This window comes from Methylobacterium ajmalii, from assembly GCF_016613415.1.
Taxonomy (GTDB): Bacteria; Pseudomonadota; Alphaproteobacteria; order Rhizobiales; family Beijerinckiaceae; genus Methylobacterium; species Methylobacterium ajmalii.
The window spans coordinates 26,206-51,428 of sequence record NZ_JACWCT010000187.1 but is presented as its reverse complement, the minus strand read 5'-3'; the positions used below and the strand labels follow the sequence as shown (position 1 = coordinate 51,428).

Below are 25,223 nucleotides of genomic sequence, written 5' to 3'. Positions count from 1 at the left end.
AACGACCATGGCCCCGACCATCAAGCTGCGACCGCTGGAACGCGAGGACCTTCTCTTCGTGCACCAGCTCAACAACAACGACAGCATCATGCGCTACTGGTTCGAGGAGGCCTACGAGTCCTTCGCCGAGCTGGCGCAGCTCTACGAGCGCAACATCCACAACCAGACCGAGCGTCGTTTCATCATCGCGACGCCGGAGAACGAGCGCGCCGGGCTGGTCGAGCTCGTCGAGATCAACCACCTGCACCGTTCCTGCGAGTTCCAGATCGCGATCCACCCGTCGTTCCAGGGCCGCGGCTACGCCCTGCGGGCGACGCAGATCGCCATGGACTACGCCTTCAAGGTGCTCAACATCCACAAGCTCTACCTGCACGTCGACAAGGACAACCGGCGCGCCATCGGCATCTACGAGGCCTGCGGCTTCGAGACCGAGGGCACCCTGCGCGACGAGTTCTTCGTGAACGGCAAGTACCGCGACGCGGTGCGGATGTGCATGTTCCAGCCGGCCTACCTCGCCCGGCGCGGCGGCGGCGACGTCAACGAGCCGGTGCTGAAGACCTGATCCCCGATGGACCGAAGCCCCCCCGCGCCGCGCGGGGGTGGAATGCGGCACCGGGCCTCTGGCGCCGACCGGCCCGGCTCCCGTATGGAGGGGGCCGACCGGGAGCCCCCAGAGCCTTGCTGCGCGAGACCTACCACATCGAGATCGTCGGCCCCGAGGACGCGCCGGTGCAGCGCGCCTCGGTCCGCACCACCGGCCTCGACGCCGCCCGAGAGCGGGCTTTGCGCCTCTTCCGCCGCGCCCGGGTGCCCCAGCGCTCCGGCCCCGCCGCCGAGGCGGTGCGCATCGTCGACGGCGCCGGCACCGAGGTGTTTCGCTGGAGCGTGTGGGACGAGGGCGCGGGGCGAGGCTAGAGCATTTTCCCACGAAGTGGGAACCGGTTCGTCGCAGAAAATGCGACAAAACAAAGACTTGAGAGCTTCGCGATTGCGACGCGATCGTGAAGTGCTCTTGAGCATTTTCCGACGAGGCGGATGCCGGTTCGTCGAAGACGATGCGGCACAATCAAAAACCTAGAGTGCTTCGCGATTGCAACGCGATCGTGCAGCGCTCCAGGCGGATCTCGCGAAAGGTGACCGCCGGTTTTGCGGCAAGAACCTGCGACGAAACCGGATTCCGAGCGGGCGAAGCATCGGCCCGCCACCGACAAGTCTGCCTGGACCCTCACCCCTCCGGCGGCGCCGGTACCGGCCCGCCCGCCACCTCGCGGCGCGGCTGGAGCAGCAGCGCGATCAGCCCCGTCCACCCGGTCTGGTGCGCCGCGCCCAGGCCCGCGCCGGTGTCGCCGTGGAAGTATTCGTGGAACGGGACGTGGTCGCGAAAGTACGGGTCGTCCTGGAACAGCGGGTTCTCGCCCAGGACCGGGCGGCGGCCGTCGGGTCCGCGCAGTACCAGGCGGGTGAGGCGGGCCGACAGCTCCCCGGCGATCTCCGGCAGGGTGAGGTAGCGGCCCGAGCCCGACGGGCACTCGATCGTGAAGTCGGGGCCGTGGAAGCGGCCGAACTCGGTGAGCGCCTCGACCAGGAGGTAGTTGATCGGCAGCCAGATCGGCCCGCGCCAGTTCGAGTTGCCCCCGAACACGGCGGTGGTCGATTCCGCCGGCTCGTAATCGACCGCGAAGGTCTGCCCGTCCCAGGGAAAGCGGAAGGGGGCGGCGGCGTGCGCCTTCGAGACCGAGCGCACGCCGTGGGGGGAGAGGAACTCGGCCTCGTCGAGCATCCGGCGCAGCAGCGCCTTCATGCGGTGGCGGCGCAGCAGCGAGAGCAGCACCCGGTTGCCGCGGCCCGGCTCCTCCCAGCGCGAGACCTGGGCGGCGAGGTCGGGGCGGTGGGCGAGCAGCCAGCGGGCGCGCCGCGCGAAGGCCGGGAAGCGCTCGGACACGCCCTCGTCCAGCACCTCGACGGCGCAGAGCGGGATCAGCCCGACGAGGGATCGCACCCGCAGCGGCACCTGGCGGCCGCCGGGGAGGCTGAGCACGTCGTAGTAGAACTCGTCCGCTTCGTCCCACAACCCGGAACCGTCACCGCCGACATGGGTCATCGCCTCGGCGATGGTGAGGAAATGCTCGAAGAACTTGGTGGCGATGTCCTCGTAGACCGGATTCTCGACCGCGAGTTCCAGCGCGATGCGCATCAGGTTGAGGCTGTACATGGCCATCCAGGCGGTGCCGTCGGCCTGGTCGAGGGTGCCGCCGGTGGGGAGCTCGGCGGAGCGGTCGAAGAGGCCGATATTGTCGAGCCCGAGGAAGCCGCCCTGGAAGACGTTGCGGTCGCCGGCATCCTTGCGGTTCACCCACCAGGTGAAGTTCAGCATCAGCTTGTGGAACACCCGCTCCAGGAAGGCGCGGTCTGGTTTTCCCGTCATCGCCTGGTCCATGCGGTAGACGCGGAGCGCCGCCCAGGCATGGACCGGCGGATTCACGTCGCCGAAGGCCCATTCGTAGGCCGGCAACTGCCCGTTCGGGTGCATGTACCATTCGCGGGTGAGCAGGATCAGCTGGCCCTTGGCGAAGGCCGGGTCGATCAGCGCGAAGGTCACGCAGTGGAAGGCGAGGTCCCAGGCCGCGTACCAGGGATATTCCCACTTGTCCGGCATCGAGACGATGTCGGCGTTGTTGAGGTGCGTCCACTCGCCGTCGCGGCCGTGGCGGCGGGCCTCCGGCGGGGCCGGCTGGGCCGGATCGCCGGAGAGCCAGCGCCGGACGTCGAAATGGTAGAACTGCTTCGACCACAGCATGCCGGCGAGCGCCTGGCGCTGGACGAGGCGGGCATCCGGGTCGGCGATGTCGCGCTGGAGCGCGCCGTAGAAGGCGTCGGCCTCGGACAGGCGGCGCGCCATCACGGCGTCGAAGGCCGCCGGGTCGCGGTCGTCGGGGCTCGCCGCCGGGCCCAGGCGAAAGCGCAAGACCACGGTGCCGCCGGCCGGCACGGCGATCCTCGTCCAGGCGGCGCATTTGGTGCCCTCGGCGAGCGGGTTCACCGCCTCGTGCCGGCCCGAGACCACCCGGTCGTTGATCGCGTCCTTCGGGTGGGCGGGGCCGGGCGTGCCGAACAGCCGGCCGGTGTTGGTCTCGTTCTCGCAGAACAGGAACTCGGCCGGCTGGAGGGCCGCGAAGCGCAGGGCCGGGGCGCGCCCGCGCGTCGCCGCGACGGCGCCGGTGTCGGTCAGGCGCAGCAGCGGCCGGGGCTGCTCGGCCTCCCAGGATTCGCGGCCCCACGACCAGGTGTTGCGGGCCAGAAGCTGCGGCAGGACGTGGAGGTCGGCCGCTTCCGGCCCGCGGTTGACGAGGGTCACCCGCATCAGCACGTCGTCGGGCGCGGCCTTGGCGTAGTCCACCGTCACGTCGTGGTAGCGCCCGCCCTCGAACACGCCGGTATCGGCGATCTCGTATTCGGGCAGGTTCTTCCCCTTACGCCGGGCGTTCTCGGCGACGAGGTCGGCGTAAGGGTAGGGGGCGTGCGGGTACTTGTAGAGCATCCGCATGTACGAATGCGTCGGCGTCCCGTCGAGGTACCACCACAGCTCCTTGACGTCCTCGCCGTGGTTGCCCTCGTCGTTGGTGAGCCCGAACATCCGCTCCTTCAGGATCGGGTCGCGGCCGTTCCACAGGGCGAGCGACAGGCACCAGAGCTGGCGGTCGTCGCTGAAGCCCGCGATGCCGTCCTCGCCCCAGCGATAGGCGCGGGAGCGGGCGTGATCGTGGGGCAGGTAGTCCCAGGCGGAGCCGCCTTCGCTGTAATCCTCCCGCACCGTGCCCCATTGCCGCTCGCTCAGGTACGGCCCCCAAAGGTGCCAGCCCTCGGCCTCGACGGCGGCGAGCCGGCGGCCTTCCTCGGTGTCGGCGAGGTGGGGAGCGGGATCGGGCATCGCTGGATTCTCTCGAGCATTTTCGGACGAAGCGGAAACCGGTTCGTTGCAGAAAGCACGACAAAACAAACGCTTAGATAGCTTCGCGATTGCAGCGCGATCGTGAGGCGCTCCGGTTCGGTCACGCCGATTCGTCGGCCGCGCGCCGTGCCCCGGGGGACCCAAGCCCGAGGCGACGCCCCGGGCCCGTCGGCCGGCCGCGCGGCTCCGCGGTCAGTCGCCGTCGAGCGGCAGCCAGCGCCGGCCGTCGCGGGCCAGAAGCTCGTCCGCCGCCTTCGGCCCGGCGCTGCCGGCCTCGTAGGGCTCCGGCTCGCCGCCCGCCCCCCAGGCCTTCACCAGCGGATCGACGGCGGCCCAGGACGCCTCGATGTTGTCGGCGCGCTGGAACAGGGTCGCGTCGCCGCACAGGCAGTCGTACAGCAGGGTCTCGTAGCCGACATTCGGCTCCTGCGGGAAGAACTCGCCCTCCCGGAAGGTCGAGCGCACGGCGCCGAGCCGCATCGACGGGCCCGGCACCTTGGCGTTGAACTCGGTCGTCATCCCCTGGACCGGATCGACCATGATCCGCAGGATATTGGGGGCGACCTGGTCCACGGGCGTGTCGCGGAACAGCCGGTAGGGCGCCGGCTTGAAGTGGACCGCGATCTCGGTGCGCCGCCCGGTCATCCGCTTGCCGGTGCGAAGATAGAACGGCACCCCGCCCCAGCGCCAGTTGTCGATGGTGAGCTTGAGCGCCGCGTAGGTCTCGGTGCGGCTGTCGCCCGCGACATGCGGCTCGTCGCGGTAGCCCGGCACGGCGCGGCCCTGCTCGGTGCCGGCCCGGTACTGGCCGCGCACCGCGTCGCCGGGCTGGACCGGCTGCACCGCCTGGACGAGCTTCGCCTTCTCGGTGCGCACGGCTTCCGCGTCGAAGGAGACCGGCGGCTCCATGGCGGTCATGCAGAGAAGCTGGAACAGGTGGTTGGGCACCATGTCGCGCAGCGCCCCGGTCGGCTCGTAGAAGGCGCCGCGCTCCTCGACGCCGATGGTCTCGGCGGCGGTGATCTGGACGTGGTCGACGAAGTCGCGGCGCCAGATCGGCTCGAACATCCCGTTGGCGAAGCGGATCGCCATGATGCTCTGCACCGTCTCCTTTCCGAGGAAGTGGTCGATCCGGTAGAGCTGCGATTCGTCGGCCACCGCGAGCAGCCGCTTGTTCAGCTCCTGGGCCGAGGCGAGGTCGCTGCCGAACGGCTTCTCGATCACCACGCGGCGAAAAACGTCGTCGGACTGCTTCAGGAGCCCGGCCTGGCCCAGGTGCTCGACGATCGGCGCGAAGAACCGTGCCGCCACCGCGAGGTAGAACACCGCGTTGCCGGGGATCTTCTCGGCGATGGCCCGGTAGGTCTCGGGCGCCAGGAAGTCGCCCTTGAGGTAGTGCAGCCGGTCGCGCACGAAGCCCCAGGCCGTGGGGTCGATGTGCTTGGCGTGGAACTCCGCGGTCTCGTCCTTCGTGAAGGACTCCATCGTGTCGGAGAGGCTTTTGCGCCAGCTCTCGTCCGAGCCGCCGGTATGGTCGACACCCCAGATCGTGGTCGTCTCGTCGAGGAGGCGGCTGCCGGCGAGGTTGTAGAGCGCCGGCATCAGCAGGCGCTTCGTCAGGTCGCCGCCGGCCCCGAAGATCACCAGGGTCGCGGGCGGGGCCGGCTTGCTGCCGGAGGCGGCGTGCCCCTCCACCGGGACGTGCGACGTCATGGGGCTCTCCTGACCTTTGGGCGCTTGCGGCCGGGAAGCTAGATCCCGCACCGCAGCGGACAAGGGACGGAACCGGACGGCGGCGCGCCGGGGATGCAGGCCTCACCCGCATCCCCGCCGCCTTTCCGGGGCCCCGGCGCCGGCCTAAGGTTAGTCCCTGGAATCGATATCGAGAGCGAGCGGGACATGGCGGACGGCACCAGGCAGGCGGGCGGCGTCGCGGTGATCGGGAGCGGCGGGATCGGCGGCTACCTGGCGGGGGCGCTGGAGCGGGTTGGGCGCGACGTGACGCTCTACGTGCGCACGCCGTTCGACCGCCTCGTCGTCACCGACGCGTCCGGCGAGCGCGAGGTGCCGGTGCGCATCGTCGCCGATCCGGGCGCGGTCGGCCCCGCCGACTGGGTGCTGGTGACCACCAAGGCGCAGGATACCGCGGGCGCCGAGCCCTGGTTTCGCAGCCTCGTCGGGCCCGGCACCCGGGTGGTGGTGATCCAGAACGGCGTCGGCCAGGCCGAACGGGCGCGGCCGCACCTGCCGGCGGGCGCGCCGGTGCTGCCGGCGATCATCTATTGCTCGGTCGAGCGCACGGCGCCCGGCCGCATCGCCCATCACGGCGGCACCCGGATGACCGTGCCGGCGGGCGCCGACGGCGCCGCCTTCGCCGAGCTGTTTTCCGGCACGCCGTTCGAGATCACGCAGGAGGCGGATTTCGTCACCGTCGCCTGGCGCAAGCTGCTGAGCAACGCGGTGGTCAACCCGGTCACGGCGCTCACCCTGCGCCGCATCGTGGTCTTCAACGACCCGGCGATCCGGGAGCTCGGCCGCGGGCTGATGGACGAGGTGATCCGGGTCGCCAACGCCGAGGGCGCGCGGCTCACCGACGAGGACGCCACCCGCATCCTCGACGGCTACACGCGCATGCCGGCCGACGGCGGCAGCTCGATGCTCTACGACCGCCTCGCCGGCCGGCCGCTGGAGCACGCCCATCTCACCGGCGCCGTCGTGGCGGCGGCCGAGCGGCACGGGATCGCCGTGCCGCTCAACCGGGCGATCCTGGCGCTCGCCGGGGCGGCGAGCGGGCAGGGGCTGGCGGGGGACCGGTAGGTCCGAGGCATCCTGCCGGATACCGGCCCTGCGCCGGGCCGAGGCCCGGCGTCAGCCCGCCCGAGCGCCGCGGAACCGGCGCGACGGGGCGGCGACCACGCACGGGCAGACATGGACGAGGTGAGAATCGCCGTCGCGGGGGCGGGGCAGATCGGGCGGCGGCACGTCGAGGAGATCGGGAGGAACCCCGGGACGCGGCTCGCGGCGATCGTCGATCCCGGCCCGGACGCCGCCGCCATCGCCGCCCGGGAGGGCGTCGCGTTCCACGACACCCTGGAGGCGTGCCTGGCCGCCGATCCGCCGGACGGGGTGGTGCTGGCGACGCCCAACCGCCTGCACGTCCCGCAGGGGCTCGCCTGCATCGCGGCCGGGATCCCGGTTCTCATCGAGAAACCCCTCGCGCACGGCCTGGAGGAGGGCGAGCGCCTGGTCGCGGCGGCGGAGGCGGCCGGGGCCCGGGTGCTGGTCGGCCATCACCGCCTGCACAGCCCCCTCCTGCGCCGCGCGGTCGAGGCGGTGCGGGCCGGGCTCCTCGGCCGGATCGTCGGGGTGATGGGCAGCGCGGTCTTCTGCAAGCCCGACGCCTATTTCGCGGGGGCCAACGCCTGGCGGCGCGAGCCGGGCGGCGGTCCGCTCCTCATCAACATGATCCACGAGATCGGCAACCTGCGCGCCCTGGTGGGCGAGATCGCCGCGGTCCAGGCCACCGCCTCGAACGCCGTGCGGGGCTTTGCCGTCGAGGACACGGTGGCGACGACCCTGCGCTTCGCCAACGGTGCCCTCGGCACCTTCCTGCTCTCCGACACGGCCGCTGCGGCCCGGAGCTGGGAGCAGACCTCGCGCGAGAACGCCGACTACCCGACCTATCCCGACGAGGACGCCTACACGATCCTCGGCACCGAGGGCTCGCTCGCCGTGCCGACCATGCGGGTGAAGCGCTACGCGGGGGCGCGCTCCTGGTTCGAGCCCTTCGCCTGTGAGACGCTGGCGGTGGAACGCACCGACCCGCTGGCGGAGCAGATCGCGCATTTCGCGGCGGTGATCCGGGGCGAGGCCGCACCGCTCGTGAGCGCCCGCGACGGGCTGCAGAACCTGCGGGTCGTCGACGCGATCACGCGGGCGGCCCGCACCAGCGGCACGATCGAGATCCCGGCCCGCTGACGCGGGCGGGGCGGCGAGCACCCGAGGGATCCCGGTCCGGTCACGCGCCCCGCGGCGCGACCTCGACCCAGATCACCGTCCCCTCGACCCGGACCGGGTAGGTCGCGAGGTCGCGGCAGACCGGCCCGCCCTGGGCCCGGCCGGTGGCGATCTCGAACAGGCCGTAATGGGCGGGGCACTCGATGTAGCCCTCCACGACCTCGCCCCCGGCGAGGGGGACGCCCGCATGGGTGCACAAAGCCTGCGTGGCGTGGACCGCACCGTCGAGGCGATAGAGCGCGAGGGCGACGCCCCCGGCCTCGCGGGCGAGCACCGGGCGCTCCGCGAAGTCGGCGAGGTCGGCGACCGGATACCAGGTCATGGCAGCCGGCTCACGGGGTGGGCAGCACCACGGCCCGGCAGGGGCCGAAGCCGATCGGCGCGAAACCCTCGCGCCGGCCGTGGGCCGTCAGGATCACCTCGTCACCGTCCTCGAGGAAGCGGCGCTCCTCGCCGTGGGCGAGGCGGAGCGGGGCCTTGCCGCCCTCGGTGGTCTCGAGCAGGCTGCCGCAGGCCTCGGGCTCCGGGCCCGACAGGGTGCCGGTGCCCAGGAGGTCGCCCGGGCGCAGGTTGCAGCCGCCGCTGGTGTGGTGGGCCACCATCTGCGCCACCGTCCAGTACATGTGGCGCGCGTTGGAGCGCGCGACCCGGTGGGGCGGCAGCCCGGCCTCGCGGGAGGACGCGGTCGAGAGCAGGACCTCGAGGTCGAGGTCGAGGGCGCCGCCGGCCTGGTCGGCGGGGTCGAGGAGATGGGGCAGGGGGGTCGGATCGCCGTCGGGCCGCGGCGCCTGGGGGATGCGGAACGGCGCCAGCGCCTCCGGGGTGACGATCCAGGGCGAGATCGTCGTGGCGAAGCTCTTGGCCAGGAACGGCCCGAGCGGCTGGTACTCCCAGCCCTGGATGTCGCGCGCCGACCAGTCGTTGAGCAGGCAGAAGCCCGCGATCCGGTCGGCCGCCTCCGCCACCGGCACCGGGTTGCCGAGTTCGTTGCCGGGCCCGATCCACACCCCGAGCTCCAGCTCGTAGTCGAGCCGGCGCGACGGGCCGAAGACCGGTGCGTCGAGATGCGGGGGCTTGGCCTGACCGCGCGGCCGGCGCACCGGCGTGCCGGAGGGACGGATCGACGAGGCGCGGCCGTGATAGCCGACCGGCAGGTGCTTGTAGTTCGGCAGCAGCGGCTGGTCGGGCCGGAACTGGCGCCCGGTGTTCATGGCGTGGTGGATGCCGACGAAGAAGTCGGTGTAGTCGCCGATCCGCGCCGGCAGGTGCAGGGTGCAGGCGCCGGCCTCGTGCAGCAGCGCCGGCACCCGGTCGCGGTCCGGGCTGTCCGCCCGCAGGAGCGCGAAGAGCCGGTGGCGCAGGGCCCGGCGCGGCCCGGCGCCGAGGGCGAGCATCCCGGCGAGGTCGCCGGATTCGGCCGCCGCGACCGCCCGGGCCGCCTCGTCGGTCAGCAGGCCCGCGGCGTGCGCCGCGGCGAGGTCGAGGACGTGGTCGCCGATCGCGACGCCGGCCCGGCGCGCCCCGTCGGCGGGCGAGAAGACGCCGAGCGGCAGGTTCTGGATCGGGAAGTCCGGGTGCCCGTCGGCCCCCGGCACGCCGCAGCGGACGCCCGGGTCGTGGGTGTGGTCGAGATCGGTCCGGTCGGCGGTCGGCATCAGCGCGGCTCCGGGCGGTTCGGGTCGAAGTGCTTTTCCAGCTTGCGGCCGTAGGCGCCGTACTCCGCCTGGAGCGCCGGGGTCTCGGCGGCGAAGCGGCTGACCTTCTGGGGAAACCGCGTCTCGAACATGAAGGCCAGCGTGCCCTCGAGCTTGTGGGGCTTCAACTCGACGTTCGAGGCCTTCTCGAAGGCGTCGACGTCAGGCCCGTGCGGCAGGAGCGTGTTGTGCAGCGAGGCGCCGCCCGGCCGGAAGCCGCCGCCGGTCTTGGCGTCGTAGACGCCGTAGACCAGCCCCATGAACTCGCTCATCACGTTGAGGTGGTACCAGGGCGGCCGGAAGGTGTTTTCCGCCACCAGCCAGCGGTCGGAGAAGATCACGAAGTCGATGTTGGCCGTGCCGGGTGTCTCGGAGGGCGAGGTCAGCACCGTGAAGATCGACGGGTCGGCGTGGTCGAACAGGATCGGGCCAACCGGCGCGAACTTGCGCAGGTCGTACTTGTAGGGCGCGTAGTTGCCGTGCCAGGCGACCACGTCGAGGGGCGAGTGCGCGATCTCCGCCGCCCAGAGCCGGCCGCCCCACTTCACCAGCATCGTGCCGGGGGCGTCGCGGTCCTCGTAGGCCGCGACCGGCGTGAGGAAGTCGCGCTGGTTGGCTAGGCAGTTGGCGCCGATCGGGCCGCGCTCCGGCAGCGTGAAGGCGCCGCCGTAATTCTCGCAGAGGTAGCCCCGGGCCGGGCCGTCGAGCAGCTCCACGGCGATCTTCACGCCGCGGGGGATCACCACGATCTCGCCGGGGCCGGCCTCGATCACCCCGAACTCGGTGCGGAAGCGCAGGCCACCCTCCTGCGGCACCACCAGCATCTCGCCGTCGGCGTTATAGAAATACTCGTCCCGCATCGACCGGGTGGCGAGATAGAGGTGCGCGCCCATGCCGGCCTGCGCCCCCGCATCGCCGGCGAGCGTCATGGTGCGGATGCCCTCGACGAAGGACAGCGGCTCGGCCGGGATCGGCACCGGGTCCCAGCGCAGCGGCGCCGGCGGCAGGTCGACGGTCCCGCCCGGGGCGGTGAGCCAGAGGCGGGCATCGACCGGCCGGAACGCGCCCCAATGGGCGACCGTCGGGCGGATGCGGTAGAGCCAGGAGCGCTCGTTGGCGGTGCGCGGCGCGGTGAAGGGCGAGCCGGAGAGCTGCTCGGCGTAGAGGCCGTAGGGGCATTTCTGGGGCGAGTTGCGGCCGACCGGCAGGGCGCCCGGCAGCGCCTCGGTCTCGAAGCCGTTGCCGAAGCCAGACATGTACCCTGGGCTCAAGCCCGAGCCTGTCGCGGCGGGACGAAGCCCGGACGGCGCCTGGATCGTCATGGCGGCGGTCCTTTCCTGCCCAGTCGAATTGGTTTCAGTTGCAACCTTTCCGTCTGGATAGGAGCGGCCGAAACCGGCGTCAAGCGGTGCGCGGCGCGGTTGCGCGTGCACCGCCCTTGGGGCACAGGGTTGCGCATGATCGCGGTGGATTGGGGAACGAGCAGCGCCCGTGCCTACCGGCTCGCGCCGGACGGAGCGGTGCTGGCGCGGCGCGAGGGCGCCGGCGGCATCCTGCGGGTGCCCGAGGGCGGCTTTCCGGCGGCGCTGACCGAGATGGTCGGCGACTGGCTGGCGGACGGGGAGACCCGGGTGCTGCTCGCCGGCATGGTCGGCAGCCGCCAAGGCTGGCAGGAGGCGCCGTACCTCGCCTGTCCGGCGGGGCTCGACGCGCTCGCCGGCGCCGTCGTGCCGGTGCCGTTCCCGGGCGCCGCGGTGCGGCTGGTGCCGGGCCTGAGCGCCACGGACGCGGCGGGCACGCCCGAGGTGATGCGCGGCGAGGAGGTCCAGGTCGTCGGGACGCTCGCGCGGCCGGACGAGGACGCGCTCCTCTGCCTGCCGGGCAGCCACGCCAAGTGGGTGCGGGTCGCGGGCGGGCGCATCGCGGGCTTCTCCACCCACATGACCGGCGAGGCCTTCGCGGCGCTCAAGGACCATACCATCCTGGGCCGGATGATGACCGGGCCGGCGGAGGTCGGGCCGGCCTTCGCGGCGGGCGTCGCCCGCTCCGCGGAGGGCGGCGGATTGCTCCACCACCTGTTCGGCACCCGCACCCTCGGGCTGTTCGGCCGGCTCGCGCCGGAGGATGCGGCGAGCTACCTGTCGGGCCTGCTGATCGGGCACGAGGTCGCGGCCGCCCTCGAGGGCGCCGCCATGGCGGGACCTGCGCTCGTGCGCCTGGTGGGCTCGGGCCCGCTGATGGCGCTCTACGGCCGGGCGATCGCCCTCAAGGGCGGCGAGGCGGTGCCCGGCGATCCCGACGCGGCCGCCCGCGGCCTGGCGCTGATCGGGGAGAGGATCCAGTGGGCATGATGCGCGACGACGGAACCCCGGACGTGACGGGCTGGCTGGCGCGCTGCCCGCTGGTGGCGATCCTGCGCGGCGTGCGGCCGGACGAGGTCGAGGCGGTCGGCGAGGCGCTGGTGGACGCCGGCGTGGCGATCCTCGAAGTGCCGCTCAACTCGCCCGAGCCGATCGAGAGCGTGCGCCGCCTGGCGGCCCGCCTCGGCGACCGGGCCCTCGTCGGCGCCGGGACGATCCGGCGCGAGGCCGAGGTGGCGGCGGTGGCCGGGGCGGGCGGCCGCCTGCTGGTGACGCCCCACGCCGATCCGGCCCTGGTGCGCGCCGCCAAGGCCCGCGGCCTGGTGGCGATGCCGGGCTTCCTGACCCCGGCCGAGGCGTTCGGCCTGCTCGATGCCGGGGCCGACGCGCTCAAGCTGTTTCCCGCCGAGGCCGGCGGTCCGCCGATGCTGAAGGCCCTGCGGGCGGTGCTGCCGGCGGGCACGCCGCTCATCCCGGTCGGCGGAGTCGATGCCGCCGGCCTCCCGGCCTGGCGCGCCGCCGGCGCCAGCGGCTACGGCTGCGGCTCCTCGCTCTACAAGCCCGGCGACACGCCCGAACAGGTCGCCGCCAAGGCCCGGACGCTGATCGCGGCGCTCTGACGACCCGGCGCGACGCCCCGCGGGTTTTTTCTCGCGGGGCGGGGGGCCGGAGCCCGGCAGACACAGGCAGCGCACCCCGATCCGCGAGTCGCATAATTAGCATTATGGAACACTTCGGGAGATCGGACGGACAGGCGCTGTTCGCGCCCCCGGGCCACAGGGCCGGCCCCGTGGTACGTGAGACTAAATTCCTTGTCATTCAGGAACGGCGCTCCGCCGGATTCCTTGAGATGCGGGCGCCGGGCCGATCGGTCCCGACGCCGCCGCAACCTCGGATCGTTCTGATGACCCACTCCCTCCGCGCGTTCGCCGCGCTGCTCCTCGCCGGCTCCGCCACCCTGTCGCCGGCGCTGGCCGCCACCGGGACCGTGCCTACCGGCACGGCGGGTGCCCCCGGGGCGGCCGCGATCCTCGCCCGCATCCGGGTCGCAGAGGCCACCGGACCGGCCGCCGGGGCTTCCAGCGGCCAGCCCGCCGCGCCCGCGGGCGATTCCCAGGCCGCGGCGGCCCGCAGCGACGCGGTGCGCCGGGCCTCGCCCACGCCGGTCGCGAGCCGCCAGCCGACCGGCGCCTTTCCGACGAACGAGATCAGCCGCCAGCCCTGGATCGACCTCGGCGCCGGCGAGGATGCGCTGCGCAAGGACATCGGCGCCCTGCAGCAGACGCTGACCGAGCTGCAGCAGCTCCAGCTCCAGACCAAGCAGGCGCACTGGAACGTCTCCGGCACCCTGTACTACCCGCTGCACCTGCTGCTGCAGGAGCATTACGAGGGCCTGTCGAAATACGCCGACACCATCGCCGAGCGGCTGCTCGCCGTCGGCGCCTCGGCGGACGGGCGGGCCAACACCATCGTGCGGACCTCGGGCGTGCCGGAGATTCCGGGCGGCTTCCTCGACGACGCCCAGGTCCTGGCCTGGTTCACCCAGGCCTACAAGCGCGTCGGCGAGGAGGTGAACCGGGGCATCAAGGTGACGGAGGACATCGACCCCACCACCTCGAACCTGCTCCAGGAGGTCGAGCACGGCATTGCCAAGTACCAGTGGCAGATGCGCGCCCACCTGCAGCGCACCGGCACCGACCCGAATGCCGGCCGCGACCTCAACGACGGCAAGCCGGTCGAGCTGCCCGGACAGCCCGGCGCCGAACCCGGCCAAATGGCTCCGGGCCAAACGGCCCCCCAAGGGACGCCCGGGCAGGCCGCGCCGAGGCCCTAACGGCGTCCCCGGGCGGCGCTCGGCCCCGCGTCGCCCGGGTCAGGCCGTCCGGCGCGGCCGTCCCGGCCGGGCGACCCGGCGCAGGATGTGGCCGAGCTGCTCGGCCGAGTACGGCTTGTGCAGGAGCTCGAAGCCGTGGGCGTCGTCCTGGGCGAGCACGTGGCTGTAGCCGGAGGCGAGCACCACCGGCAGGCCCGGCATCCGGCGCCGCAGCTCGTGGGCGAGCGCGAGCCCGCCCATGCCGGGCATCACCACGTCGGAGAACACCACGTCGAACCCCGCCCCGTCCGGCCCGAGCCGTTCCAGCGCCTCCTCGGCGTTGGTGGCCCAGGTGGTGCGGTAGCCGAGATCCTGGAGGATCTGCGTGCAGAAGCGGCCGACCTCGATGTTGTCCTCGACGACCAGCACGCTCTCGCCGGCACCGATCGGCGAGGCCGGCGCGTCGGCGGCAGCCCCGTCGCCGGACTCGCTCATGGCCGGCGCCTCCGGCAGGTAGAGCGTGAAGGTGGCGCCGCGGCCGGGACTGCTCGTCACGTCGACGTCGCCGCCCGACTGCTTGGCGAAGCCGAAGACCTGCGACAGGCCCAGCCCCGTGCCGCGGCCGACCTCCTTGGTGGTGAAGAACGGCTCGAAGATGCGGCCGATCAGGTCCGGCGGCACGCCGGGCCCGGTATCGGTGAGCGAGACCGCCGCGAAGGCGTTCTGCGAGCCGGCGTGTCCCCGGATCGGCGGCATCGCGGCACCGCAGGTCAGCGTCAGGGTGAGCGTGCCCTGGCCGTCCATGGCGTCGCGGGCGTTGACCGCCATGTTGATGAGCGCGGTCTCGAACTGGCTGAGGTCGGCGCGCACGAAGCACGGATGGTCGGGCACCTCGACCACCACCCGCACCCGCGCGCCGGTGACCGTGTCGATCATGTCGGCGACGCCGCGCACCTTCTCGCCGACGTCGAACACCGCCGGCGACAGGGCCTGGCGGCGGGCGAAGGCGAGGAGCTGGCCGGTGAGCTTGGCGGCCCGGTCCACCGTGTCGGAGACCGCGTCGAGGTAGCGGCGTTTCCGCGCCTCCGGCAGCTCGGGCCGGCGCAGAAAATCCACCGACGAGCGGATGATCGTGAGCAGGTTGTTGAAGTCGTGGGCGACCCCGCCGGTGAGCTGGCCCACCGCCTCCATCTTCTGCGACTGGCGCAGGGCCTCCTCGGCCTGGGCCAGGGCGGCGGCCTGGGCCCGGACCGCCGTCACGTCGCGGACCGTCGCGTAGATGCGCCCGTCCCGGGGCACGGCGTTCCAGGACAGCCAGCGGTGGGAACCGTCGCGGTGCCGGTAGCGGTTCTCGAAGTTCGGCTGCGGCTCGCCGCGGGCGAGAGCCTCGGCCGCGGCCTTCGTCGCCGGGCGGTCGTCCGGGTGGACGAAATCGAGGAACGGGCGGCCGAGCAGTTCGCCCACGCTCCAGCCGAGGAGCGCCGTCCAGGCCGGGTTGAGGCTGACGAGGCGGCCCTCGAAGCTGGCGACGCAGAACAGGTCGGTCGAGGCCTGCCAGATCTGGTCGCGCTCGGCCGTGCGCTCGGCGACCTGCGCCTCGAGCGAGGCGTTGAGGACACGCAGCGCCTCCTCCATCCGCTTGCGGTCCGAGATGTCGCTGAAGAACACCGCGACCCGCGCCTGCGCCGGATCGCCGATCCGCAGCGCCCGCACGTCGAACCAGCGCCCGAACACGTCGGCCTGGTTCTCGAAGTGGATCGGCTCGCCGGTGAGCGCGACGCGGCCGTAGGTGTCGAACCAGTACCGCTCGAGGTCGGGGGCGAACTCGCTCACCCACAGGCCCGCCACGTCGGCACCGGTCTGGCGGGCGAAGGCCGGGTTGGCCTCGGCGATCCGGTAGTCGATCGCGCGGCCCGCCTCGTCGAACTTCATCTCGAGGATGCAGAAGCCGACGTCGAGGCTGTCGAGCAGCGTGCGGTAGCGCTCCTCGCTGTCGCGCAGCGCCGCCTGGGAGCGGACCTGCTCGGTGACGTCGTAGCCGCCGACGAAGATGCCGGTGACCGTGCCCTCCCCGTCCCGCAGCGGCTGGTACAGGAGGTCGATCGCCCGGTCGGCCTCCTCGTGGCCGAGCCGGATCGGCAGGGCGCGGGCGGCGAAGGGCCGGCCGGTGCGGTAGACCTTGTCGAGGAGTTCGTAGAAGCCCTGATCGGCAAGTTCGGGAAACACCTCCCGCACGGTGCGCCCGAGGAAGTCGCGCGACCCGGCGATCGCCACGTAGGCGTCGTTGACGTACTCGAAGAGGTGGCAGGGCCCGCGCAGCACGGCGACGAAGCCCGGCATCTGCTGGAAGACGAGGTCCCGCCGGGCATGCGCCGCCTGCAGGTCGCCGTCCGCCTCCAGGCCGGCCGCGGGATCGAGCGCCGGGCGCCCTGCCCCGTCGTCGGCCGCCGGCGGCTCGCCGACGCGGTGGAGCACCATGGGGGCCGCGCCGTCGGCGCCCGGCACCGGGCTGTGGGTGATGCGCCGGCAGCGCCCCGCCGGGGCGCCGTCCGGGCCGGTGCGACCCGGATAGGGCAGCGTCAGGGCGTCGGGCCGCCCGGTGGCGAGCGCGCGGGCGAGCGAGGCCTCGATCGGCCCGACGAGGGCGGCCTCGGCGGGAAAGACCTCGTGCAGGCGCAGTCCCGGGAGGTCGTCGCGCCCACCGGCCGCGTCGCGATAGGCGCGGTTCGCCGCGAGGATGCGGCCCTCGGCATCGAGGACCAGGCAGGGCTCGGGCGAGGCGTCGAAGAGGCGGCGGTAATCCAGTCCCGGCGTCACGTCGCTCATCCGGGCAGACCGCGCAGGACGGGCCGCGCAAGGGCCGTGGGCCGGCGCGGGGACGCGACGGGGTGACGTGACGAAAGCGGGAGGACGGTCATGATGGGTGACGCTACCACGCGCGCGGGGGCGTGTCGCCGATGCCGACGCTCCGGCCGCGGCGGGGAACCGGCGGATCGCGGCTCGAGGCGCGCTCCGGATCGCCCGTCGGGAACGCGCACCCGGCCCCGCCCCCGGGGATGCGGGGAGGACGCGGCGAGGGCAGAGCCTTGATCTCGGCGGCATTTGCGTGTTTCGCCATCATCCGCCCCCTCCTCCCGACCGGTCCGCATGCGCCCCACAGCTTCCGCGAAGGTCCTGGTCACGAGCCTGAGCCCGGACGCGGTCAACCACAACGCGGCGATCCGCGCCTATCTGCGCGACGGCTTCGCCGAGGTGCTCGATGCGGGCGCGGTGCGGGACAGCCCGCTCGAGCTCGCCGAGGAGGCGATCGCGGGGTTTCGCCCGAGCCTCGTCGTGGGCCTCGGCAGCGTCGCCGTGGAGGCCGCGCCCCTGCGCTCCCTGGCGCGGAGCGCCCGGCGGGCGGGGGCCCGCCTCGCCTTCTGGCTGCACGACGACCCCTACGAGTTCGACTACGCGCTCCGGGCCGAGGCCCTGGCCGACCACCTCTTCACCAACGACCGCTGGGCCCTGCCGCATTACCGGCATCCTTCGGTCTCGCACCTGCCGCTCGCCGCCTGCCGCCGGACGCACCTGCGGCCGGTGCGGCCGATGGCCGAGCGGACCCTCGACCTGTTCTTCTGCGGCGCGGCCTTTCCCAACCGGATCGCCCTCCTCGAGCGCGCCCAGCCGAGCCTGTCGGGGCACCGGGTCGAGGTTTTCGGCACTGGCTGGCCGGCCTCGCTGGCGTTTGCCGAGAACACCCGCCTGAGCGCGGCCGCGATGGCCGACCGGACGAGCGCGGCCCGCCTCGTCCTCGCGGTCGGCCGCGACCTCGACATCGCCAACCGGCGCTACCGGTTGCCGGCCTCGACGCCCGGGCCGCGGGTGTTCGAGGCGGCGCTGGCCGGCACCCCGCAGCTCTGCTTTACCGCCGGCCTCGAGATCCTGGACTACCTCGACGAGGGCCGCGAGATCCTGCTCTTCGACGACGTGCAGGAGATCGCGGAGGCGATCGCCCGCTCCCACCGCGAGCCCGCCGCCTTCCTGGCGATGGCGGAGCGCGCCCGCGCCCGGGTGCTCGACGCCCACACCTACCGCCACCGGGCCGAGACCATCCTGGCGGCGATGGCCGCGTGACGGACACTCCCATGCCCCCCTCCCGGTCCGCCCGCGCGCCCCTCTCGGTGCTGCTCCTCGACACCGAGCCGCGCACCAGCAACGCCTACATCGCGCTCGCGGTCGCCGACGCCCTGGCGCGCCACCCCGCCGTCGCCCGGGTGGTGCGGGCGACCCACGCCGACGCGGTGGCGCTGGCGCAGGACGCGCGGTTCGACCTCGTCCTCGCCCTCGGCGGGGCGAGCCGCCATCACGCCCTGCTGCGCCGCCTCTGCGCGCTCGCCGGCACCAGCGCGCTGTGGACGACCGAGGACCCCTATCTCGCCGCCGCCAACGCCCGGCTCGCCGGCTGCTTCGACCTCGTCTTCACCAACGACCGCGGCTCGCTGCCCCGCTACGGGGCAGGCGCCCGCCACCTGCCCCTGGCGGCCACGACCCTGTTCCAGGACCTGCCCGTCCTGCGGGACGACGCGGCCTACCGCTACGATCTCCTGTTCGTCGGCACGGCCTGGCCGAACCGGGTGGCGACGCTCAACCGGATCCTCGCCGGCCTGCCGCGCGACCTCAAGGCGAAGATCGCGCTGCCGGCGAACGCCTACCTGGCCCCGCCGGTGCTGGTGCGCGACGACCTCGTCGTCGACTGGCGCTGCGGCAACGCGGATTTCGCCCGGCTCGCCCATGCCAGCCGGGTGGTGCTGACCCTGCCGCGGGTCTTCACCGCCGGCGCCGGCGAGGCGGCCTCGGGCACGACGCCGCCGCCGCGGCTGTTCGAGGTAGCGCTGGCCGGCGGCGCGCAGCTCGTCGTCGGCGCCGACCCCGAGACCTTCGCCTATTACGCGCCGGACCGCGAGATCCGGGCCTGCGCCGAGGAGGACGCCGTGGAGGCGCTCGCCGCCCTGCTGGCCGATCCGGAGGGCCGGATCGCCATGGCGGAGCGCGCCCGTGCCCGCACCCTGACCGGGCACCTCTACGACCACCGGGTCGACGTCATCCTGCGGGCGGTGCGGGAACGCGAGACCGCGACGGCCCCGCCGTCGGCGAAGGACACGAGCCCCCTTCCCGGCGCGGGGAAGCCCCGCCTCCTCTTCGTCACCCACAACCGGGCCGGGCGGCGCCAGGGCGGCGGGGTCGAGTTCTACCAGGAACAGCTCGCGGACGCGCTCGATGCCGGCCTCGACGGGTTCGAGGTCCTGTTCCTCTACCCCTCCTTCGAGGAGGACGCCTGGGTCCTGCGCCTCGACGAGGGCGAGACCTCGGAGGCGCTGCCGATCCCGTCGGCGGAGCGGCTGCTCGCCAGCCCGGAAATCGAGGCGCTGGTCGAGCGCATCCTGGTCGAGCGGCGCATCGACCTCGTCCACGTCCACCACCTCCTCGGCCTGCCGCTGAGCCTGCCGACGATCGCCCGGGCCCACGGCGTGCCGGTGGTCGCGCAGCTGCACGACTTCTTCCTGGTCTGCAGCCGCTTCACCCTCATGAACCAGCACGGCGTCTTCTGCGACGTCGTGCACCGCGGCGAGAGGGCATGCGACGGATGCCTGTCGAGCACCGAGGGACTGCCACCCGGCTCGAAGGCGCGCCGGGACGGGTTCGTGGCGCGGATGCTCGGGAGCGTCGACGCCCTCGTCGCCAGCACGCCCGCCACCGCCGCCTATGTCCGGGCGTTCTACCCCGAGGCACCGGCCCGGGTCGCGGTGATCGAGATGATCGATGCCGGGCCGGCCGGCTCGGGCCCTGGCGCGCCGCTCCCGGCGCGCGGGCCCGACGCCCGGCCCGCCCTGCGGGTCGCGGTCCTCGGCAACGTCGTCGACCACAAGGGCGCCCGCACGCTGCTCGAGCTCGTGCGCATCACCGAGGGCGAGGCGATCGTGTTCGAGGTGCTCGGCTACGTCGAGAGCTACCTCGTCGCGGCCTTCGAGGCGATGGCCGGGGAGCGGCTGCACCTGCGCGGCGGCTACACCCGCGACGAGGTGCCGGGGCTTCTCGCCGGCTGCGACGTGTCCCTCCACCTCTCGCTCTGGCCCGAGACCTACATGATCTCGCTCACCGAGGCGTGGCGGGCGGGACTGATCCCGATCGTGACCGATCTCGGCGCGCCGGGCGAACGGGTCACGCAGGGCGTCGACGGGCTCAAGGTGCAGCCGGGCGATGCGGGCGCGGTGCGCCAGGCCCTGCGGCGGCTCGCCCACGACCCGGACCTCGTCGCCGCCTTGCGCGCCGCGATCCGCCAGAAGACCTTCCCGACGGTCGCCGGGCACGCCGCCGCCCTGGGGGCGCTCTACCGCGAGCTGATCGCGGCCCGGCCGGTGCCGCATGCGGTCCCCGACGCGCCGGCCGCGCCCTTCACCCTCTCGGCCCTCGATCTCGGCTTGCGTCTCAACAACCCGGACTGGACCGACCCGACGATCGTCTGGGACGGGACCGACGAGACGAGCGCGATCGTCGACGCCCTGCCGCCCGCCGTTGCGCTGCTGCCCGAGCGGCCGCTGGTGCCGGACGATCCGACCCTGTTTTGGGAGATCGCCGACCTCGTCGCCGACGGCCAGCGGCTGCCCGGCCGGATCGGTGCCTGCGCGGCAGGCGACAGCCTGTCCCTGCGCGGCTGGCTCTGGCGGCCCGACGCGGCACGGCCGATCCAGACCTGGCTGCGGCTGCGCTCCGGCGCGGCCACGCGCTTCGTCGCCGCGCTGCCCGAGCGCCGTCCGGAGCTCGCCGGCCGGTTCGGTACCGGCCGGGCCGAGCAGGCCGGATTCGCGGCCCGGATCCGTACCGCCGGCCTGGTGGCGGGCCTCCACACCGTCGACCTCGTCCAGGTCTTTTCCGACCACCTCGCGGTCGCCGAGGGAGTCGCGCGCTTCACCGCTGCGGGATTCGCCCCGCCGGGGCCCGTCACGCCGTGGCGGCCGGGCCTGCCGGACTTCGCCCTGCGCCGGAGCGCGGTGCGGGCGGCGGTGACGGGTCACGGGCTCCCGCTCGTCGAGGGCGTGCCGGTGGCGCGCCAGGGCGGCCTCACCCGCATCGAGGTTGCGTTGCCGGCGGGCGCCGGGACGGGACAGCCCGTCCTGGTGCTCGAAGGCCCGCAGGGGGCCGCCTGGACCCGGGCGGTCGGGCGCGAGCAGGACGGGACGATGCGGGCCGGCGCCGAGGCGCAGGCCCGCGACCTCGCGCCCGGTCCCTACCGGCTCTCGGTCGCGATCGAGGACGATCGTGGGGCGGAGCGGCCCGGGGCCGAGCTGTTCGAGACCGGCGCCACGCTCTTCGTCGCGCCCTCCACCCGCGCCTGCCTCGTCACCGCCACGGCGCCGCCGGCCCTGCGCCGGGCCTGGATCCCGAAGCTGCGCACCCGGCCGAACCTCGATGCCGTGGTGACCGGCGAGACGTCGGACCTGCTCGGCCCGACCGTCGCGGTCTCGGGCTGGTGCTTCGTGCCGGGACGCGGGCGGCCGCTCGCCTGGATCGCCCGCTGGGGCGCGCGGGGGCAGCGCCGGTACATGGTCGCCGAGTGCTTCGCCCGGCAGGACGTGGCGGCGCACCTGAAGGAGGCCGACGCCCTGAATGCGGGGTTCGAGATCCTGTTGCCCCGCGAGGCGATCCGCGACGGGATGCTGCGGGTGTTCCAGGTCTACGAGCGCGGGACGGTGGCCCTGCCGGGCTTTCCCGGCCACGTCGCCGGGATGATGCCGGATCCGGCGTGACGGGCGGGGAGCCGCCTCCCCGCCCGTCGCCTCACCACTTGTAGCTCAGGCTCGCGGTGATGCGGCGCTGCTCGCCGTAGAAGCAGGCGTTGACCGACTGGCACGACGAGACGAAGCGCTTGTCGGCGAGGTTCGCGGCGTTGATGGCGAAGCGCCAGTTGTCGCGGCTGTAATGCACCACCGCGTCGAACAGGGCCCGCTCCGGCACCGTCAGGGTGTTGTTCACGTCGGCGAAGGAGCGGCCGACGTAGCGCACGCCCGCGCCGAAGCCGAAGCCGGCCCAGTCGCCGGTCGGGATGGTGTAGTCGGCGAAGATCGAGGCCAGGGTCTCGGGCGTGTTGGTCGGGGTCCGGCCGATGGCGCCGACGTCGCCCTTGGTGATCTCGAGGTTGTAGCTCGTGAACGACGCGACGACGTTGAAGTCCGTGGTGATGTTGGCCACCAGCTGCGCCTCGAAGCCGCGCGAGCGGGTCTCGCCGAGCTGGAGCTGGTTGAGCGGGTTGGTCGGATCGGAGGTCAGGGAGTTGGCCAGCGCGAGGTCGAAGGCCGCGACCGTCAGGAAGGCGTTCGCTCCCGGGATCTCGTACTTGATGCCGGCCTCGAACTGGTCGCCGGTGGTCGGCTTGAACGGCTGGCTGAAGAAGTTGGTGCCGACCTGCGGGTTGAAGAAGGTCGCGTAGCTGACGTAGGGCGCCAGGCCGAAGTCGAAGTTGTAGATCAGGCCGTAGCGCTGCGTGAACGCGTTGGCCGATTGCCGCGTCTGGGTGCTGGCGAGCCGGTTGTTGACCTCGTTCGAGGTGAAGTCGCCGCGGCCGGACACGACCAGGGTCAGCTCGGGCGTGAGCTTGATCTGGTCCTGGTAGTACAGGCCGAGCTGCTGGAACACGTCGTAGTTGACGAGATAGGGCGCGACCGGGACGCTCGGGGCACCGTAATTCGGCGTGATGATGTTGAAGTTCGGGACCGGCACCCCGGCGAAGCCGCCGGTGGCCTGGTTGTCGTTGAGCTGGAAATTCTTGTAGTCGAGGCCCATCAGGACCGTGTGCCTGAACAGCCCGTCGTCGAACCGGGCCACCGCCTGGTTGTCGACGTTGAACAGGCGCGCCCGCGAGGCGGCGCGGAAGCGGTAGCGGGCGATCTGGGTCTGGTTGGCGTCGGCATAGCCGAGGCCGCCCAGGAACGCGTCGTCGAGCGAGTCGCTGAAGGCGTAGCGCAGGTTCTGCCGGAAGGTCCAGGTGTCGTCGAAGACGTGCTCGAACTCGTAGCCGATGTTGGCCTGCATGCGGCGGTAGGTATTGTTGGACGGATCCGAGACGTTGTCGCTCTGCCGGACGCGCAGGCCGAGCACCGTCGGCCGCACCGTGCCGTAATACGGCAGGAACGCATTGAGGCGGCCGGTATCGTCGTACTGGAGGCTCGACAGCAGGGTGAAGGTGGTGGCGCCGTCCGGCTTGTAGGTGACGGTCGGGGCGATGTAGCCGCGATTCTCGTCGAGGCCGTCGACCTGGGTACCGCCCTGCCGGCCGATGCCGGTCAGGCGGTAGAACCAATGACCGTCCTTGTCGGCCGGCCCGCCGAGGTCGAAGGCGAGGTACTTCTGGCCGAAGGAGCCGCCGCCGACCTCGATGTAACGCAGGGGGTCGACGGGCGGCTTCTTGCTGATCAGGTTGATCAGGCCGCCGGGGCCGCCCTGGCCGAACAGCACCGCGGCGGGGCCGCGCAGCACGTCGATGCGCTCCAGCCCGAACGTGTCGACCTTGTAGGCGGCAAAGCCGTAGTTGAAGAGCTGCAGGCCGTCCCGGTACAGGCCGGTGTCGTTCGCCGTGAAGCCGCGGATCAGAAAGAAGTCGACCCGCGGATCGGGCCCGAACACGTTGCCGAAGACGCCGGCCGAGTAGGCGACCGCGTCGCCGACCTGCTGCGGCTTGAGGGCGTCGATCTGCTCGCGCCCGATCACGGTGACCGATTGCGGGGTCTCGATCAGCGGAGTGTCGGTCTTGGTCGAGGTCAGGGTGCGCTTGGCGACGTAGCCGTCGATCGGGCCGCGCGGATCCTCCTGGGGCCGGGCCGCGACGATTGCGGCCGCGGGCCGGGTGCCGTTGCCCGCGACGTCGATCGCCTCGAGCTGGATCGCGCCGCCCGCCGCCGCGCCCTGCCGGGGCGGCGTCGCCTCCTGGGCTGCCGCCGAGCCGGCCGTCAGCCCGAGGAGGGAGACGCCGGCGGCGAGCATCGCGACGACGCGGCGACGGGGCGGGACGGGAGCGCTGGGCTGGGCACGCATGTCGAGACCTTCGGGCAACGGCCTCCCTGCCCCGGGGAGAGACCCGCCCGGGCTGGCGCCGTTCTTTAGAATGATACTAAGTTATTGTTCCTAATAGGGTTTTTAGCATGCGTTGCCGGCTCGCGAACCGGGATTTCCGGATCGCGCGGCAGTTGTTAGGGCCCGTGGCAAATCCGCAACGACCGGTTGCCCGGAGCGTGCCCGCTCCGGGTCGGCGGCGATGGCTTGTCCGCGGTCGCGCCGCCCGTCAGCGGGACGCGAAGGTGTCGCGGATCGCCTTGGCGTTGCGGCGGATCATCGGGCGGAGCCAGGCGCCGGACGCGATGTAGGCGCCGGGGCTCACCGGCGCGAGGGCGGCCGCGAGGGCCCGGGCGAGGTCGGTCCGGGCCGGCGCCCGCGCGGCGGCGGGGTCGCGCCGGTAGACCGCGGTGGTGTCCTCGCGCCAGTACTCGGGATGCGGCGCCAGGCCGGCGCGGGCGGCGGCCCGGTCGAGGGTCTCGCGCACGAAGCCGTGGACGTGGGCGAAGTGGAAGCGCTCGTGCGGCGGCTTGCCGGTCGCCGCCATGTTGGGAACCGCGGCGTAGAGGACTCCGCCGGGCGCCAGCCGGGCGGCGAGGCGCTCCAGGATGTCGACCGGGTCGCGCAGGTGCTCGAGCACGTGGTGGACGGTGACGACGTCGAAGACCTCGTCGGGCGCCAGGGCATCGAGGCGGTCCAGCACCCGGGCGCCGTGCTCCTCGCGCGCGAAGGCGGCATAGGACAGGCCGGGCTCGACCCCCGTCACGGTCGCGCCCCGCTCCCGCGCGGCGGCCAGGAACTCGCCCGAGCCGGAGCCGAAATCGAGCACCCGGGCGCCGGGCCGCAGGGCGGGCGCGAGCAGGTCGGCACGAAACGCCGCCTCGCGCCGGGAGCGGTTGAGATGGTGGCGCGGCGGGCGCTTGCCGAGGGCGAACTGGTAGGCGGCGCGGTAGGCCGAGGCGTAGTAGGCGCCGAGCTCGGCTTGCGTCGGCATCGGGTCGGTGCGGATCAGGCCGCATTCCGTGCAGGCGACGGAGCGCAGCCGCTTCAGCCGCCGGTCGGTCTCGGCCACGACGAGCGTCCCGGTGCCGCCGCACAGGTTGCAGGCCATCGCCTCGCCCCGGTACGGGTAGCCGGTGAACGGCACGGCGTGCCGGACGAGGTGGAGCGAGGGGGACATCGGCGGCCTTTTCGCGGATCGCGGCCGGCGGCCGCCCGCACCGCGCACGACGAAGATCACCCGGCCTTACCAAGGAATGAGACGGACGAGAGCCCGGTCTTCATCCCTCCCTTGCGGGGTTTGT

General features: G+C 73.0%; 17 protein-coding genes. 9 read left to right on the top strand and 8 right to left on the bottom strand.

What is annotated here, in order from left to right:
• The first annotated feature begins 7 nt into the window (after positions 1-7).
• Together speG and HPY23_RS32345 are read left to right on the top strand one after the other, a co-directional pair.
• Entirely contained in the window at positions 8-562 is a 555-nt protein-coding gene (speG, locus tag HPY23_RS32350) for a spermidine N1-acetyltransferase (protein WP_048435413.1), read from the top strand.
• Between the two features lie 119 nt (positions 563-681).
• Positions 682-915 (top strand): hypothetical protein, encoded by a 234-nt coding sequence (locus HPY23_RS32345; protein ID WP_091890015.1) that lies wholly within the window; start codon positions 682-684, stop codon positions 913-915.
• A 310-nt stretch (positions 916-1,225) separates the two neighbouring features.
• Here HPY23_RS32345 and HPY23_RS32340 read toward each other — a convergent pair whose 3' ends face one another.
• Both HPY23_RS32340 and zwf read right to left on the bottom strand, forming a co-directional pair.
• Positions 1,226-3,928, bottom strand: coding sequence for an MGH1-like glycoside hydrolase domain-containing protein (locus tag HPY23_RS32340; RefSeq protein ID WP_091890009.1), 2,703 nt, complete (start codon positions 3,926-3,928; stop codon positions 1,226-1,228).
• Between the two features lie 213 nt (positions 3,929-4,141).
• The gene (gene zwf, locus HPY23_RS32335; RefSeq protein WP_091890006.1) at positions 4,142-5,662 is read right to left on the bottom strand and encodes a glucose-6-phosphate dehydrogenase; all 1,521 of its coding nucleotides are present in this window, start codon (positions 5,660-5,662) and stop codon (positions 4,142-4,144) included.
• A 186-nt stretch (positions 5,663-5,848) separates the two neighbouring features.
• Here zwf and HPY23_RS32330 point away from each other — a divergent pair, with 186 nt between their 5' ends.
• Together HPY23_RS32330 and HPY23_RS33750 are read left to right on the top strand one after the other, a co-directional pair.
• A complete protein-coding gene (locus tag HPY23_RS32330) occupies positions 5,849-6,766 on the top strand; it encodes a 2-dehydropantoate 2-reductase (protein WP_175540054.1) in 918 nt (305 codons plus the stop codon).
• Positions 6,767-6,877: 111 nt separating this feature from the next.
• A complete protein-coding gene (locus HPY23_RS33750; protein WP_091890000.1) occupies positions 6,878-7,927 on the top strand; it encodes a Gfo/Idh/MocA family protein in 1,050 nt (349 codons plus the stop codon).
• Positions 7,928-7,967: 40 nt separating this feature from the next.
• Here the strand turns inward: HPY23_RS33750 and HPY23_RS32320 are convergent, their stop codons facing one another.
• The 3 genes from HPY23_RS32320 to hmgA are packed head-to-tail and all read right to left on the bottom strand — an operon-like array spanning position 7,968 to position 10,982.
• Positions 7,968-8,288, bottom strand: coding sequence for a Rieske (2Fe-2S) protein (locus HPY23_RS32320; RefSeq protein ID WP_060846042.1), 321 nt, complete (start codon positions 8,286-8,288; stop codon positions 7,968-7,970).
• 10 nt (positions 8,289-8,298) lie between these two features.
• A complete protein-coding gene (fahA, locus tag HPY23_RS32315) occupies positions 8,299-9,621 on the bottom strand; it encodes a fumarylacetoacetase (protein ID WP_091889996.1) in 1,323 nt (440 codons plus the stop codon).
• Positions 9,621-10,982: a homogentisate 1,2-dioxygenase gene (gene hmgA / locus HPY23_RS32310; protein ID WP_091889992.1), complete on the bottom strand. Its 1,362-nt coding sequence runs from the start codon at positions 10,980-10,982 to the stop codon at positions 9,621-9,623. Before hmgA ends, fahA begins: the two co-directional genes overlap by 1 nt.
• Before the next feature lie 135 nt (positions 10,983-11,117).
• On the opposite strand from hmgA, the gene HPY23_RS32305 reads away from it, so the two are divergent.
• The 3 genes from HPY23_RS32305 (at position 11,118) to HPY23_RS32295 (ending at position 13,854) form a co-directional block, all read left to right on the top strand.
• On the top strand, positions 11,118-12,011 hold the full coding sequence (locus HPY23_RS32305; RefSeq protein ID WP_060846045.1) for a 2-dehydro-3-deoxygalactonokinase: 894 nt from the start codon (positions 11,118-11,120) through the stop codon (positions 12,009-12,011).
• Positions 12,008-12,640 (top strand): 2-dehydro-3-deoxy-6-phosphogalactonate aldolase, encoded by a 633-nt coding sequence (locus tag HPY23_RS32300; protein WP_236012996.1) that lies wholly within the window; start codon positions 12,008-12,010, stop codon positions 12,638-12,640. The genes HPY23_RS32305 and HPY23_RS32300 overlap by 4 nt, the downstream gene beginning before the upstream one ends.
• A gap of 284 nt (positions 12,641-12,924) precedes the next feature.
• Entirely contained in the window at positions 12,925-13,854 is a 930-nt protein-coding gene (locus HPY23_RS32295) for a ferritin-like domain-containing protein (RefSeq protein WP_091889989.1), read from the top strand.
• 39 nt (positions 13,855-13,893) lie between these two features.
• On the opposite strand, the gene HPY23_RS32290 is transcribed toward HPY23_RS32295, so the two are convergent.
• Entirely contained in the window at positions 13,894-16,650 is a 2,757-nt protein-coding gene (locus tag HPY23_RS32290) for a PAS domain-containing protein (protein WP_175540053.1), read from the bottom strand.
• A gap of 330 nt (positions 16,651-16,980) precedes the next feature.
• Here HPY23_RS32290 and HPY23_RS32285 point away from each other — a divergent pair, with 330 nt between their 5' ends.
• Together HPY23_RS32285 and HPY23_RS32280 are read left to right on the top strand one after the other, a co-directional pair.
• A complete protein-coding gene (locus HPY23_RS32285) occupies positions 16,981-17,949 on the top strand; it encodes a CgeB family protein (protein WP_091889983.1) in 969 nt (322 codons plus the stop codon).
• A gap of 11 nt (positions 17,950-17,960) precedes the next feature.
• Positions 17,961-21,620 (top strand): glycosyltransferase family protein, encoded by a 3,660-nt coding sequence (locus HPY23_RS32280; protein ID WP_091889980.1) that lies wholly within the window; start codon positions 17,961-17,963, stop codon positions 21,618-21,620.
• Positions 21,621-21,651: 31 nt separating this feature from the next.
• On the opposite strand, the gene HPY23_RS32275 is transcribed toward HPY23_RS32280, so the two are convergent.
• Entirely contained in the window at positions 21,652-23,901 is a 2,250-nt protein-coding gene (locus tag HPY23_RS32275; RefSeq protein ID WP_091889977.1) for a TonB-dependent siderophore receptor, read from the bottom strand.
• A 247-nt stretch (positions 23,902-24,148) separates the two neighbouring features.
• On the bottom strand, positions 24,149-25,099 hold the full coding sequence (locus HPY23_RS32270) for a class I SAM-dependent methyltransferase (RefSeq protein ID WP_091889975.1): 951 nt from the start codon (positions 25,097-25,099) through the stop codon (positions 24,149-24,151).
• Between the last annotated feature and the right edge of the window lie 124 nt (positions 25,100-25,223).